13 protein-coding genes are annotated in these 14411 nt (G+C 72.6%); 3 read left to right on the forward strand and 10 right to left on the reverse strand.

The features are described 5' to 3' along the window. Window positions 1-3 precede the first annotated feature (3 nt). Entirely contained in the window at window positions 4-1278 is a 1275-nt protein-coding gene (locus tag PYR91_RS02575) for a class I SAM-dependent RNA methyltransferase (RefSeq protein WP_279777115.1), read from the reverse strand. Window positions 1279-1291: 13 nt separating this feature from the next. Further along, window positions 1292-3322: an APC family permease gene (locus PYR91_RS02580; protein WP_279777116.1), complete on the reverse strand. Its 2031-nt coding sequence runs from the start codon at window positions 3320-3322 to the stop codon at window positions 1292-1294. A 123-nt stretch (window positions 3323-3445) separates the two neighbouring features. On the opposite strand from PYR91_RS02580, the gene PYR91_RS02585 reads away from it, so the two are divergent. After that, window positions 3446-4114 carry a TrkA family potassium uptake protein gene (locus PYR91_RS02585; protein WP_279777117.1) on the forward strand — a complete coding sequence of 223 codons (669 nt, stop codon included), beginning with the start codon at window positions 3446-3448 and terminating at the stop codon, window positions 4112-4114. After that, a complete protein-coding gene (locus PYR91_RS02590; protein ID WP_279777118.1) occupies window positions 4114-4776 on the forward strand; it encodes a TrkA family potassium uptake protein in 663 nt (220 codons plus the stop codon). The genes PYR91_RS02585 and PYR91_RS02590 overlap by 1 nt, the downstream gene beginning before the upstream one ends. 301 nt (window positions 4777-5077) lie before the next feature. On the opposite strand, the gene PYR91_RS02595 is transcribed toward PYR91_RS02590, so the two are convergent. The 6 genes from PYR91_RS02595 to valS form a co-directional block, all read right to left on the reverse strand. Next, entirely contained in the window at window positions 5078-5746 is a 669-nt protein-coding gene (locus PYR91_RS02595) for a DUF3159 domain-containing protein (protein ID WP_279777391.1), read from the reverse strand. Window positions 5747-5910: 164 nt separating this feature from the next. Beyond that, a complete protein-coding gene (locus tag PYR91_RS02600; RefSeq protein WP_279777119.1) occupies window positions 5911-6300 on the reverse strand; it encodes an OB-fold nucleic acid binding domain-containing protein in 390 nt (129 codons plus the stop codon). Between the two features lie 49 nt (window positions 6301-6349). Next, window positions 6350-7030, reverse strand: coding sequence for a DUF3710 domain-containing protein (locus tag PYR91_RS02605; protein ID WP_279777120.1), 681 nt, complete (start codon window positions 7028-7030; stop codon window positions 6350-6352). A gap of 11 nt (window positions 7031-7041) precedes the next feature. Further along, window positions 7042-7476, reverse strand: coding sequence for a dUTP diphosphatase (gene dut, locus PYR91_RS02610; protein ID WP_279777121.1), 435 nt, complete (start codon window positions 7474-7476; stop codon window positions 7042-7044). A gap of 112 nt (window positions 7477-7588) precedes the next feature. Beyond that, window positions 7589-8839, reverse strand: a complete 1251-nt coding sequence (locus tag PYR91_RS02615; RefSeq protein ID WP_279777122.1) for an AI-2E family transporter — start codon at window positions 8837-8839, stop codon at window positions 7589-7591. Window positions 8840-8997: 158 nt separating this feature from the next. Next, window positions 8998-11535 carry a valine--tRNA ligase gene (valS, locus tag PYR91_RS02620; RefSeq protein ID WP_279777123.1) on the reverse strand — a complete coding sequence of 846 codons (2538 nt, stop codon included), beginning with the start codon at window positions 11533-11535 and terminating at the stop codon, window positions 8998-9000. Between the two features lie 81 nt (window positions 11536-11616). Between valS and PYR91_RS02625 the strand changes: the two genes are divergently transcribed. Then, window positions 11617-11925 carry a DUF4235 domain-containing protein gene (locus PYR91_RS02625; protein ID WP_279777124.1) on the forward strand — a complete coding sequence of 103 codons (309 nt, stop codon included), beginning with the start codon at window positions 11617-11619 and terminating at the stop codon, window positions 11923-11925. Window positions 11926-11964: 39 nt separating this feature from the next. Here PYR91_RS02625 and PYR91_RS02630 read toward each other — a convergent pair whose 3' ends face one another. Both PYR91_RS02630 and PYR91_RS02635 read right to left on the reverse strand, forming a co-directional pair. Then, the gene (locus tag PYR91_RS02630) at window positions 11965-13344 is read right to left on the reverse strand and encodes a trehalose-6-phosphate synthase (protein WP_279777125.1); all 1380 of its coding nucleotides are present in this window, start codon (window positions 13342-13344) and stop codon (window positions 11965-11967) included. 241 nt (window positions 13345-13585) lie between these two features. After that, window positions 13586-14395 carry a hypothetical protein gene (locus PYR91_RS02635; protein WP_279777126.1) on the reverse strand — a complete coding sequence of 270 codons (810 nt, stop codon included), beginning with the start codon at window positions 14393-14395 and terminating at the stop codon, window positions 13586-13588. Between the last annotated feature and the right edge of the window lie 16 nt (window positions 14396-14411).

The following is a 14411-nucleotide window of genomic DNA, read 5'->3' on the forward strand; positions in this document are numbered from 1 at the left end:
GGGTCAGCGGGGAGCGGCGGCGGCGGAGGGCTGACGGGGCTCTCGGGTCAGTAGGGCGACGCATTCGACGTGGTGGGTCATGGGGAAGGCGTCGAAGGCGCGCAGGGCGGTGGTCTGGTAGCCGAGGGGGGCGAACCAGGCCAGGTCGCGGGCCAGGGTGGCGGGGTCGCAGGAGACGTAGACGATCCTGGCGGCCTCCAGGGCGGCCACTCTGGTGACGACGTCGCGGCCGAGGCCGGTGCGCGGGGGGTCGGCGACGACGATGTCGGCGCGTTCGACGCCCAGGCGGTCGAGGGCGTCCTCGACGCGGCCGCGCTCCACGCGGGCTTGGGGCAGGTCGCGCAGGTTGTGGCGGGCGTCCTGGACGGCGCGGGCCTCGGACTCGATGCCGAGGACGGCTCCCTCGGGACCGACGGCCTCGGCCAGGTCGGCGGCGAACAGGCCGACGCCGCAGTACAGGTCGAGGGCCCAGTCGCCGGGGCTCGGCGCGGCGTACTCGCGCACGGCGGCCAGCAGCGTCCGCGCGGCGCCGGGGTGGACCTGCCAGAAGCCGCTGCCGGTGACCTGGAAGTCACGGCCGCCGGCACGCTCGGTGAGCGTCGCCCGGCCCCGGACGGCGCGGACGTGCCCCCGCCCCTCGTCGACCAGCACGTGGGCGTCGGCCCCGAGGTCGGGCACGGCCACCGTGCGGTGGGGCTTCGGGGCGACCACGACGGCGCGGTCGGCGCCGGAGGTGGCGATCGCCTCCACGCTGGAGGCTCCCCGCCAGCCGCGGCGCTCGACGCCCAGGCGCTCCACCTCGGGGTGGGCGATCAGGCAGGCGTCGACGGGCTCGATCTCGTGCGAGCGGTGCCGGCGCAGGCCGGGCGTGCCGTCGGGCGCCACCGCGAACTGCACGCGCGTGCGCCAGCCCAGGTAGCCGGGCGCGCCGGGGACCTCCTCGACGTCGACCTTCATCTCGATGCCGGCGAGCCGCTGGAGCTGCTCGACGACCACCTCGCCCTTCAGCCGCCGCTGGGCCTCCGGCGTGGCGTGCTGCCAGTCGCAGCCGCCGCACTTGCCGGGCCCGGCGAACGGGCAGGGCGGCGTGACGCGGTCGGGCGACGGGTCGAGGATCTCCACGGCGTCCGCCCGCAGGAACCGGGCCGTCTCGTCGGTCACCTCGGCCAGTACCCGCTCGCCCGGCAGGGCGTGGCGGACGAAGACGACGCGGCCCTCATGGCGCGCGACGCACCACCCCCCGTTGGCGACACGCTCCACGTTGAGTTCGATGGTCACTCCGGTCCCCCGCTCACGTTTTGACGTGGTCATCCTTGCGCGTCTCAGCGTAGGGCCGCCGCACCGAGCCCGGCGCGAACGTCTCCGGGCGGCCCTTGAGCCTGTCGGAGGAGTGGAGCTGCCACGGCACGCTGGTGACCATCACCCCGGGCTGGAACAGCAGCCGCCCCTTGAGGCGCAGCGCGCTCTGGTTGTGCAGCAGATGTTCCCACCAGTGGCCGACCACATACTCGGGGATGAACACCGTCACGACGTCCCGGGGCGAGCGGCGGCGCAGGTGCTTGACGTACTCCAGCACCGGCCGGGTGATCTCGCGGTACGGCGAGTCGAGGATCTTCAGCGGCACGGGGATGCCGCGCTCCTCCCACGCGCGCTGGAGCTGCCTGGCCTCCTCGGTGTCCACCCCCACGCTGATCGCCTCCAGCGTCGAGGGCCGGGTGGCCCGGGCGTACGCCAGGGCGCGCAGCGTCGGCTTGTGGATCTTGGAGAGCAGGACGATGGCGTGGTTGCGCGCCGGGAGCATGGACTCGTCGACCTCGACGTCCTCGGGCACCACCAGCTCGGCGGCCACGTTGTCGTAGTGGCGCCGGATGCCGCGCATCATGACGAACAGCAACCCCATGGCGGCGCAGGCGATCCAGGCGCCGTGGGTGAACTTGGTCACCAGCACGACGACCAGCACCAGGCCGGTCACCGCCGCGCCGAACGCGTTGATCGCGCGGGCCCGCACCATGCGCGCGCGGGACCGATAGTCGCTCGTGGTGCGCAGCAGGCGGTTCCAGTGCCGCACCATGCCGGTCTGGCTGATGGTGAACGAGACGAACACCCCGACGATGTAGAGCTGGACCAGCCGGGTGGTCTCGGCGTTGAACGCGTAGATCAACAGCCCGGCCATCGCGCCGAGGATCAGGATGCCGTTGCTGAAGGCGAGACGGTCGCCGCGTGTGTGGAGCTGGCGCGGCAGGAAGCGGTTCTGCGCCAGCACCGACCCGAGCACCGGGAAGCCGTTGAACGCGGTGTTGGCGGCCAGCACCAGGATCAGGGCGGTCATCGCCGTGACGAGGTAGAAGGCGGGGCTGAAGTTGCTGAACACCGTCTGGGCGACCTGGGCGATCACCGGCGGCGGATGCTCGACCACGCGGCCGGCCTCGTCGAGCACCACGCTGCCCTGCGACGGGTCGCCGAACTTCGCGCCGGTGACGTAGGCCATGGCGGTGATGCCCGCGAACATCGAGGCCGCCAGCACGCCCAGCGCGAGCAGCGTGTTGGCGGCGTTCTTGCCCTTGGGCTTCTTGAAGGCGGGCACCCCGTTGCTGATCGCCTCGACGCCGGTCAGCGCGGCGCAGCCTGAGGAGAAGGCGCGCAGCAGCAGGAAGACCAGTGCCAGGCCGGTGAGCCCCACGCCCTCGCCGGTGACGGTGTAGCCGGCCGTGGCGGCCCTCAGCTCGGTGCCGGCCGACAGGCGCACGGCGCCCCAGATCATCATGCCGAACACGCTGATCATGAAGAGGTAGGTGGGGACGGCGAAGGCGAGCCCGGACTCCCGGATGCCGCGCAGGTTGGCGACCGAGAGCAGCGCGACGATCACCACCGCGCCGGCCACCTTGTGGTCGGCCAGGAACGGCACCGCGGCGGCGAGGTTCTCCACCCCCGCCGAGACCGACACCGCGACGGTGAGCACGTAGTCGACCATGAGCGCGCTGGCGACCACCAGGCCGGAGTTGGACCCGAGGTTGGTGGTGGCCACCTCGAAGTCACCCCCGCCGCTGGTGTACGCCTGCACGTTCTGCCGGTAGGACGCGACGACCGTCAGCAGGATCAGCACGACCGCGAGCGCCACCCACGGCGTGTAGTGGTAGGCGGCGATGCCGGCCACCCCCAGGGTGATCAGGATCTCCTGCGGGGCGTACGCGACCGAGGACAAGGCGTCACTGGCGAACACCGGTAGCGCGATGCGCTTGGGCAGCAGCTGCTCGTGGGCCTGGGCGCTTCTGAGCGCCCGGCCCAGGAGAAGCCGCTTGGCCAGATCTCCAACCTTCACCACGTCTGACGATGCTAGTCGTCAGTCGAGGTGCGACCCACACGGCTCCACCAGAACGGGCCATACTTGGGCTGGTAGCTGTATAACGTCCAGGAATGGCCGCCCAGGAGCCATCGGCGGGGGAGCATGCATATCGTCATCATGGGATGCGGCCGGGTCGGCTCGACACTGGCGCACATCCTCGAGGACAGCGGCCACTCGGTCGCCATCATCGACCGGGACCCGCAGGCGTTCCGGCGGCTGCGCGCGGGGTTCCGCGGACGGCGGGTCACCGGCGTCGGCTTCGACCGCGACGTCCTGGAGGAGGCCGGCATCGAGTCGGCCGCGGCCTACGTCGCGGTCAGCAGCGGCGACAACTCCAACATCATCTCGGCGCGCGTCGCCCGCGAGACGTTCGGCGTCGACAACGTGGTGGCCCGCATCTACGACCCCCGGCGCGCCGAGGTCTACCAGCGGCTGGGCATCCCGACGGTCGCCACCGTGCGCTGGACGGCCGACCAGATCCTCCGGCGTGTGCTTCCCGAGGGCGCCGAGCCGCTCTGGCGCGACCCCACGGGCACCGTCACGCTGGCGGAGGTCGCCTACCACGCCGGCTGGATCGGCGCCCGCACCGCCGTCATCGAGCGCGAGGCCGGCGCCCGGGTGGCGTTCCTCAACCGCATGGGAGAGGCCGTGCTGCCCAAGGGCGACACCGTGCTCCAGGAGGGCGACGTCCTGCACGTGATGGCCGCGGACAACGACATGGACCGGATCAACAAGGTGCTGTCCGCCGCACCCGAGGAGGAGTCGCACTGATGCGCGTCACGATCGCGGGCGCCGGGGCCGTCGGCCGTTCCATCGCGGCGGAGCTCCTGGAGAACGGGCACGAGGTCCTGCTCATCGACATCGACCCCAAGGCCATCAAGATCGACAGCGTGCCGCGGGCCGAGTGGCTGCTCGCCGACGCCTGCGAGATCTCCTCGCTGGACGAGGCTGGGCTGAACAACTGCCACGTGGTGATCGCCGCCAGCGGCGACGACAAGGTCAACCTGGTGGTGTCGCTGCTGGCCAAGACCGAGTACGGCGTGCCGCGCGTGGTGGCCCGCACCAACCATCCCAAGAACGAGTGGCTGTTCAACGAGTCGTGGGGCGTGGACGTGGCGGTCTCCACCCCGCGCCTGCTGTCGGCCCTGGTCGAGGAGGCCGTCAGCGTCGGCGACCTGGTGCGGCTGATGACGTTCCGGCAGGGGCAGGCCAACCTGGTGGAGCTCACGCTCCCCGAGGACGCCCCGGTGGTCGGCCAGCGGGCCGGCTCGGTGCCCTGGCCGCAGGACTCGGCGCTCGTGGCGATCCTGCGCGAGGGCCGGGTGCTGGTGCCCACCGACGACGACCCCCTGGAGGCCGGCGACGAGCTGCTGTTCGTGGCCAGCCAGGAGGTCGAGCAGGAGCTGGCCCACCTGCTGGCCCCCCACCACTAAGGGCCGGGAGACCACCCGCCCGAACACCGGCGTGACGCCGAGCGGGCCGGGGGCGGGAGACCACACCCGCCCGCATGCCGGCGTGCGCCGCACAGGCCCGGGAGCGGGAGACCGCCCCGGCCCCGATGCCGATGTGACGCCGAGCGGGCCGGGGGCGGGAGACCACACCCGCCCGCATGGCGGGGTGACGCCGGGCGGGCCGGGAGGGGGCGATCGCCCGCCGGAGGCGCCGGTGTCACGCCGGAGCGGCTTGACGACGCCCGGGTCGGCACGCGAGCCGGGAGCCGGTGGCCGGGCGGGGTCAGGACGTGGTGGGCGGGGGGGCCGGGGTGATCGGGGTTCGGCCCCGGGCGAGCACCCACACCATGGCGGCCAGGGCCGCCACCTGGAAGGGCCAGCCCAAGATGATCTTGGCGACGCCGAGGGCGGCGACGTGCTCGGCCCAGTAGAGCGGGAGCTGCACCACCACGCGCAGCAGGCACGGCAGGATCAGCAGCCAGGTCAGCCGCGAGCACAGCCGCACGATGCCGGGATCACGCCGCCAGCCGGTGGGGTCGCCGGTGACCGAGCCGATGATGAAGCCGACGACCGGCCACCGGAGCGCGACCGACAAGATCATGACGGCGGCGTAGCCGGCGTTGTAGTAGATGCCGGGCAGGAAGACGTCGCGCGCCTCGCCGGTGCGGCTGGCGAAGAACGCGCCGATGCCGATGCCGATGAGGCTGTTGAGCACGAACTGCGTGGTCGAGCGCTGGACCAGCCGCACGATCAGCAGCGCGACCGCCACCCCGATGCTGATGATCAGCGAGATCTTGAGCTGCTCGGTGACGATCCAGCTCACCGTGAAGGCCACCGTCGGCACCGCCGCCTCGACGATGCCGCGGACGCCGCCCAGCGCCTTGGCGAGCTGGGTGCGGATGGCGGCCTCGACGGTGTCGTGCGCCGCCGCCTCCTTGGCGGCGGTGCCCACCGCGCCCGCGGGCGCGGCTCCGGCGTCGCTCACGGCCGTGCCGCCGGCGTCACGCTCAGGCTCCCCCGCCGGGACGTCGTCCCGGCCGCGCCCCTCGTCGCCCAAGGGCTCGCGCCGTGTGGCGGGTTCACGCTCATGACTCTCCTCACCTGCGGAAAACGCGGTCACTCGCCGCTCGCCGGGCGCAGCTCGTAGCGGGGGTTGAACATCACCTTGCGGCCGTCCTGGACGCTGACCAGGCCCTCGGCGCGGACCGACCGGCCCGGCTCGATGCCGACGATCTTGCGGCGGCCCAGCCACACGAGGTCGATCACGTCGGAGCCGTCGTACAGCTCCGCCTCCAGCGACGGCGCGCCGCCCCTCGGGCGCAGCGTCACCGTGCGCAGGGTGCCGGCCACGCAGAACCTGCTGCGCCGGCCGCAGGAGGCGATCGGGGTCGCCCCGTGCCGGTCGAGGTCCTCCTGGAGCTCGGCGGCCTCCAGCTCGGCCTGGCTGGTGGTCAACCGCTGGAAGAACCCACGCAGCCCGCGTTTGACGGGCTCAGCCGTACTCATCTCTCGCTCACTCCTCGTGGAGCCGGTGCGATCCTGACCGCAGCTTACGTCAGCGGGTCTCGGTGATCTCGGGCCCGCGTTGGAAGGGGTTGAGGTCGGGCCCTTCCTCCTGCCCGGCCTGCTGCTCCACGGCCTGGCGCGCCTCGGCGGGCAGGCGCAGCTCGATGGGCTCCTTGGGCGCCATCGGCTGGTCGCCCCGCACCACGACGATGTCGCGGAGGACCTCCTCCAGGACCTTGGCGGCCTCGGCGTCGACGACGGCGCGGCCGGTGATCACCCCGCGCAGGAACCAGCGGGGGCCGTCGACGCCGATGAACCGGACCGGCTGGACGGTTCCGTCCTGGTTGATCCGCGCGGCCAGCTCGGGGCCGAAGGGGCCCTCGCTCTGCTCGCAGCTGCCGCCGGCGGCGGTCAGCTCGCGGGCCAGCTCGGCGCGGACCTCGTCCCAGATGCCGGTCTTCTTGGGCGCGGCGAACGCGTGGACCTGCAGGGCGCTCTCGTCGACCAGCACGACGGCGCCGACGATCTGGTCGCCCGCGACGTTGAGCTGCACCTCGAAGCCGGGGCCGATGGGCAGCTTCATGCCGCCGAGGTCGACCCGCTCGATGTCGGGGTGCGCCTCGTCGGCGTCCCACGGCCCCGACTCGCGCACGGGGACCGGCGCCTCCTCGACGCCCGGTGCGGTCTCCTCGGCTTCCGCGTTGCGGCGGCGTCGGAACACTTCGTTCACGCTCCTTCGATTCATCGGCCGGTGGAGCCGAAGCCGTCGGCGCCGCGCGCCGACCCGGGCAACCGCTCCACCTCGTAGAAAGCTGCTTTCTCCACCCGCTGGAACACGAGCTGGGCGACGCGGTCGCCGCGCTGGAGCCGTACGGCGTCCTTGGCGTCGGTGTTCAGCAGGGTGACCCTGATCTCGCCTCGGTAACCCGCGTCGACGGTGCCCGGCGCGTTGACGAGCGTGACGCCGAACCTGGCGGCGAGCCCGGAACGCGGGTGCACGAAGGCGGCGTAACCGTCGGGCAGCGCGATCGCCACCCCGGTGCGCACGACGGCGCGCTCGCCCGGGAGCAGCTCGACGTCCTCGGCGGCGTACAGGTCGGCGCCGGCGTCGCCCGGGTGGGCGTACGACGGCATCGGCAGGCCGGGGTCGAGCCGCTGGATCAGCACCTCGATCATGGGTTCACCTCGGATGCGGTCGGCGGGCGCGCCGCGACACCCCTCAACCACAAGCTACGCCCTCCGCGGGTACGGGGAGGAACGGGTTCGCGACGGGTCACGAACCGAGACCTTACCCGCTGCGCTGCGGCGACACGTCCTCTCCCGCGCCGGGCAGGCGCTCGCCCTCCGGCGCCCCGGGCTCGGGCGCCCCGGGCTCCGGCGCGGGGGTGCGCTCCGGCGCCGTGCGGGGCGCGGGCGGGTCGGCGCCCGGTTCGGGCGGCGGCGGAGGCTCGGGCCCGTGGGGAAGGGCCGGGGGAAGCTCGGGTGGCGACCTGCGCAGCTCGGGCAGCGCCCGGTACAGGACGGCGGCGATGGGCACGGCGATCGCCGCGCCCGCGATGCCGCCGAGGATGCCGCCGACCGCCAGCACCAGGATGATCGCCAGCGGGTGGAACTTCACGGCCCTGCCGACGATCAGCGGCTGCAGGACGTGGTTCTCCAACTGCTGCTCGATGAGGAGGATGCCGAGGAACACCAGGGCGTACACCAGGCCCTTGGCGCCGAGGGTGACCAGCGCGGCCAGGCCGCCGGCGAAGAAGATGCCGACGATGGGGATGAAGCTCGCCAGGAAGATCAGCACCGCGAGCGGCGCCCAGAGCGGCACCCCCATGGCGAACAGCACGATGCCGATGACCACGCCGTGGATGGCGGCCACGATCACCGTGCCGTGGATGTACTGCGAGAGCGTGTGCCAGGCGGCCCGGCCCGCCCGGTCGACCCGGGGCGAGGCGGAGCCGAAGCCGCGCAGGACCCACGACCAGATGCGCTCGCCGTCCTTCAGCAGGAAGAACGTGACGAACAGCAGCAGGACGATCGAGGCGAGCACCTCGACGAAGACGGCGGCCGTCGACAGCAGCGTGCTGGTGATCGCGCTGCGCTGCGTGTTGATCTGCCTGACGACCTCGTCGACCATCTGGGTGAGCTGGGCCTCCCGGAGCTGCAGGGGGCCGTGCAGCAGCCAGTCCTGGACGTCCCGGGTGGTCTTCTGCACCTGCTCGAACAGCCGGGGGAACTCCTCGTTCGCCCGGGTGCCGATGATGAAGCCCAGGCCGATGACCAGGACGAACGAGAGCAGCAGGGTGATCCACGTCGCCCAGATGGGACGCAGCCCCGCCTTGCGCAGCCGATCGGTCAGCGGGAACAGCAGGGCGGTGAGCAGAAGCGCGACCGCGATCGGCAGGGCGACGATGCTGAGGCGGACGACCGCCTGCACCGTGAAGTAGATCACCACGCCGATGACGATGAGCCGCCAGCTCCACGCGGCCATCACCGCCAGGACGGGCGGCACCTTCCGGTCGTCGGCTCCTCGTTGCGCGATCACCCCTCCAGACTGGCACGTCATGCCGCCGCATGCGCGCAGGTTACGCCCCCGATCGCCCCGCTCCCGCGCCCCTCGGCCCGCCCCCATGGGCGGAACGTCCTTACTCGCGAGAAACGTCGGAATCCCCGGCGTAACCGGCGCGTGTCAGCGGTGTCCGCTCACCCCGCCAGCGTGACCTCGACCCTCAGCTCGCCGTCGCGCGGCGACAGGACGAGCTCCCCGACCGAACCGGCCGCGCGCAGGTCGTCGCGTGCCGTCCGCACCAGCTCGACGGCCGCGCCGGTGACGTTGAGCAGCGCCACCTCCGCCCGCATCGACAGCCGGGCCGACGACTTGGCCCTGCGGACCTCGCGCAGCACCTCGGAGACGGCGGCGAGCACGGCGGGGTCGCCGGAGGAGGCCGGCTCCGAGGCCGCGGGCCAGGCGGCGCGGTGCACCGAGCCCGGCCGCCACCACGACCACACCTCCTCGGTGACGAACGGCAGGAACGGCGCGAACAGCCGCAACAGGACGTCCAGCGCCCGCCGCAGCGCGGCCCGCGCCGACGCGGCCCCCTCGTCGGACCCGTAGGCGCGGGCCTTCACCAGCTCCAGGTAGTCGTCGCAGAACTCCCAGAAGAACCGCTCGGCGCCTTCCAGGGCGCGGGTGTAGTCGTAGGACTCCAGCGCCGCGGTGGCGTCCCGCACGACCGCCGCCAGCCGGGCGAGCATCGACAGGTCGAGCGGCTCGGTGACCTCGTCGCCGGCCTCGCCGAAGCCCAGCACGAACCGGGAGGCGTTGAGGATCTTGATGGCCAGGCGGCGGCCCACCTTGATCTGCCCGGTGTCGAACGCGGTGTCGGTGCCGGGCCGCCCCCCGGCCGCCCAGTAGCGGACGGCGTCCGACCCGTACTCCTCCAGCAGGCCCATGGGCGTCACGACGTTGCCCTTGGACTTGGACATCTTCTTGCGGTCGGGGTCGAGGATCCAGCCGGAGATCGCCGCGTTGCGCCAGGGCAGCACGCCGTTCTCCAGGTGCGCCCGGACGACCGAGGCGAACAGCCACGTGCGGATGATCTCGTGCGCCTGGGGCCGCAGGTCCATGGGGAACACCCGCGCGAACAGGTCGTCGTCGCGCTCCCAGCCCGCCACCGTCTGCGGCGACAGCGACGACGTCGCCCAGGTGTCCATGACGTCGGGGTCGGCGGCGAAGCCGAACGGGCGCCCGCGCTGGCTCTCGGCGTACCCGGGCGGCACGTCGCTCGCGGGGTCGACCGGCAGGTCGTCCTCGCGGGCCGTGATGGGCGACTCGTAGATCGGCTCGCCCATCGAGTCGAGCGGGTACCACACCGGGATGGGCACGCCGAAGAAGCGCTGGCGGGAGATCAGCCAGTCGCCGGCCAGGCCACGCACCCAGTTCTCGTAGCGCACCCGCATGTGCGGCGGGTGCCACTCCAGCTCGCCTCCCCGCGCGAGCAGCGCCTCGCGCAGGTCGGCGTCGCGCCCGCCGTTGCGGATGTACCACTGGCGGGTGGAGACGATCTCCAGGGGACGGTCGCCCTTCTCGTAGAACTTCACCGGGCGGCGCACCTCGCGCGGCTCGCCCTCAAGCTCCCCTGAGGCCCGCAGCATGCCCACCATGCGCTCGCGTGCCGTGTGGACGGTGGCGCCCGCCAGTTCGGCGTACGGCCCCGGGGGGACCCCCTGGGGGGCGTCGGGGAGCAGCCGGCCGTCCCAGCCGACGACCGGGCGGGTGGGAAGATCTAGCTCGCGCCACCAGACGACGTCGGTGACGTCGCCGAAGGTGCAGACCATCGCGATGCCCGACCCCTTGTCGCGCTCGGCCATGCGGTGGGCCAGCACGGGCACCGGGACGCCGAACACGGGGGTGGTCACCGTGGCGCCGAACAGCGGCCGGTAGCGCTCGTCGTCGGGGTGGGCGACCAGGGCCACGCAGGCCGCGACCAGCTCGGGCCTGGTGGTCTCCACCGTCACCCCCCCGGCGAACTCCGTGCCGGGCACGCCGCCGAACCGGATGCGGTGAAACGCCCCCGGCCACTCGCGGTCCTCCAGCTCGGCCTGGGCGACGGCCGTGCGGAAGCTGACGTCCCACAGCGTGGGCCCTTCGGCGACGTAGGCCTCGCCCCTGGCCAGGTTGCGCAGGAACGCCCGCTGGGACGCGGCCCGCGACCGCGCGTCGATCGTCGCGTAGGTGAGCGACCAGTCGACCGAGAGGCCCAGGCGGCGCCAGAGCTCCTCGAACGCCTTCTCGTCCTCGGTGGTGAGGCGCTCGCACAGCTCGATGAAGTTGCGCCGCGAGACCGGCACCGGGCGGGAGGACCCGCCGGACGGCGCGACGGCGAGATCGGGATCGTAGGGAAGGGAGGGGTCGCAGCGCACGCCGAAGTGGTTCTGCACGCGGCGCTCGGTGGGCAGGCCGTTGTCGTCCCAGCCCATGGGGTAGAAGACCTCGCGCCCCCGCATGCGCTGGAAGCGGGCGATGGTGTCGGTGTGGGTGTAGGAGAAGACGTGCCCGACGTGCAGGGACCCGGAGACGGTGGGCGGCGGGGTGTCGATCGAGTAGACCTGCTCGCGGGTCTTGGCCCGGTCGAAGCGGTAGGTGCCCTGTACCTCCCAGCGGGCCGCCCATACCTGCTCCAGGCCGTCGAGGGAGGGCTTGTCAGGAACGGTGGAATGGCGCGGTAGCTGTTCGGTCATGCCGACTTATGGTAAGGCGTCACGCTGCCCCGCGCCGCGAAAGGGGGCTAGGGTTCTCCTAGATCGACGAGGGGAGACGGCATGGCCCGCAAATCAGACGAGGCCGAGAAGCAGGACATGGTCCTGCGGCTCATCGGCGCCCTGGTGGCGTTCGGCGTGGGGTTCGCCGCGCGCAAGGCGATCGAGCTGGGCTGGCAGAAGACCACGGGCAAGAAGCCCCCGGCCGACCCGAACTCGCTGGAGACGGGCCTGGCCGAGGCCGTCGGCTTCGCGGTGGTGCTCGGGGTGGGCATGGAGGTCGCCCGCATCGTCGCCACCCGCTCGGTGCACAAGCGCTACCGCGCGTGGAAGGCCGTCCCGGCGAAGGTCGAGCGGATCACCGGCTCCTAGGCCGGGCGCGCGGCGCCCGGCCCAGGCGAGGGCTCCCCCTCAGCGTTCCAGGGCGGTTAGGAACTCCCCCGCCCACCGGTCGACGTCGTAGGTCGCCACGCGCCGGCGCATCGCCCGCATGCGCCGCGACAGGTCGTGCGGGGTGGCCCGCATCCCCGCGACCATCTGCCGCTTGAGCCCGTCGACGTCGTAGGGGTTCACGAGGAAGGCGTGCTTCAGCTCGTCGGCCGCCCCGGCGAACTCGCTCAGCACCAGCGCGCCGCGCAGGTCGTGCCGGCAGGCGACGTACTCCTTGGCGACGAGGTTCATGCCGTCGCGCAGCGGCGTCACGACCATGACGTCGGCGGCGCAGTAGAGCGCGGCCAGCTCGTCGCGGTCGTACGACTGGTGGAAGTAGTTCACCGGCGGCACGCCCAGCACTCCGTACTGCCCGTTGATGCGCCCCACCTGCAGCTCGATGTCGTCGCGCAGGTTGCGGTACTCCTCGACGCGCTCGCGGCTCGGCGTGGCGATCTGCACGAAGACCGCCTCGCCGGGGCCGATGGTCTTGTCGGCCAGCAGCTCGCCGAACGCCTTGAGGCGCTGGCCGATGCCCTTGGTGTAGTCGAGGCGGTCGACGCCGAGCAGCACGTGGTCGGGCTCGCCCAGCTCGGAGCGGATCTCCTTGGCGCGGGCCAGGATGTGCGGCTCGCGCACGACGCCGTCCAGCTCGCTGAAGTCGACGGAGATGGGGAAGGCCTCCGCGCGCACCGTGCGGTCTCCGTAGGAGATCTCCTGGCGCTGGTTCTGCAGGCCGAGCTGGCGGCGGCACAGGCGGATGAAGTTGGAGGCGCCGCCGGGCCGCTGGAACCCCACGAGGTCGGCGCCGAGCAGCCCTTCGAGGATCTCGCGCCGCCAGGGAAGCTGCCAGAACAGCTCGGCGGGCGGGAAGGGGATGTGCAGGAAGAAGCCGATGCGGACGTCGGGGCGCAGAGCGCGCAGCATGGCGGGCACGAGCTGGAGCTGGTAGTCCTGGATCCACACCACGGCGTTCTGGGCGGCGGCGTCGGCCGCGGCGCGGGCGAAGCGCTCGTTGACCGCGCGGTAGGACTCCCAGAAGACGCGGGAGTAGACGGGGGTGGCGACCACGTCGTGGTAGAGCGGCCACAGGGTCGCGTTGGAGAAGCCCTCGTAGTACAGCTCCACCTCCGCCGACGACAGCGGCACCGGGATGAGGTTCATGCCCTCCTGCTCGAAGGGCTTGAGCTCCTCGTCGGCCGCCCCGTGCCAGCCCAGCCAGGCGCCGTCGCGACGTTGCATGACCGGTGCGATGGCCGTGACGAGGCCGCCTGGGCTGCGCCGCCAGGACGCCGCGCCATCCGCCCCGACGGTCCTGTCGACAGGCAACCGGTTCGCGACGATCAGGAATGAGCTGCGCACGCGTCCTCCCTTGTGATCGGTTTCACGACTACCTTACGGAATCGACCGCAGCTCTCCGTACGTGCCCTGGGGCGGGAGATTATGCGCGTTCGCGCGTGTGCCGCGACGCTTCTTCGCACGGAGGCCCGGCGAGGCCGAAGGAGGGACGGCCGCACGGGGTGCGAGGGGAAGTGGAGGGAGGACCGGGGTGGGGGTGCGGGGAAGGAGGGAGGAGGCGGCGATGCCGGTGGGGCGGGGATGACTAGGCGGGCGGGAGGGCGCGTTGCCGGCGCAGGTCCTTGCGGACGCTCTCGGCGAGGCGGTGGGTGGCGAGCCTGTTCAGGGCGCCTCCGGCGACGGCGCCGGTCAGGAACGGGCCCAGGGTGGTCAGGTGACGGCCCATCGTGCGCATCAGGCGCTTTCTCAGGTTGCTCTTGGCGGCGGCTCCGAGGGCCAGGGTCACCGACGCCGGGGACAGCGGGTCGACCCCGCGCTGCTTGGACCAGGCGACGGTGAACGCCAGGGCCCGCTGGCCGTTGGTGCCGGGCACCTGCACGCCGTACACCTCGTGCAGCTCGGCGATCAGCTTGACCTCGACGGCGGCGACCACGAGGGTCTCCGCCACGAGCTGGGCGGGGGCAGACAGCAGCAGCGGCGGCGCGGCGAACTGCGCCGCGGCGACCGCCCCGCCGATCGCGCCCACGGCCATCGTGCCCTTGGTCGCCGTGCGCACGAGGTCGTCGGCGAGCGCGTCGCCGGTCAGGCCCCCGTGGTGCTCGATCAGCGTCTCCAGATCTCTGATCTGAAGCCGCGGGGTGATCGACGTGAAGAGATCGGCGAGCCAGCGCCCGCGGCCCTCCCCGGTCTCACGTGCCTTCCTCGCCGCGCCGACCAGCGCGACGCTGAGGCGGCCGAGCAGCCTGCGCCGCTCGGCCCCGTCGACGACGTCGCCGCCGGAGAGCTTCCCGACGATCTCGGCGACCTCGGCGTCGGCCTCCGTCCCCGTCCCCGTCGCCGGGACCTCCGGCGTTCCGGGCTGATCCTGCGATGATCGATCCGCTTCTGATGTCACGGACGCTCCAAGAGTC

Source organism: Sphaerisporangium sp. TRM90804, from assembly GCF_029846175.1.
Lineage (GTDB): Bacteria > Actinomycetota > Actinomycetes > Streptosporangiales > Streptosporangiaceae > Sphaerisporangium.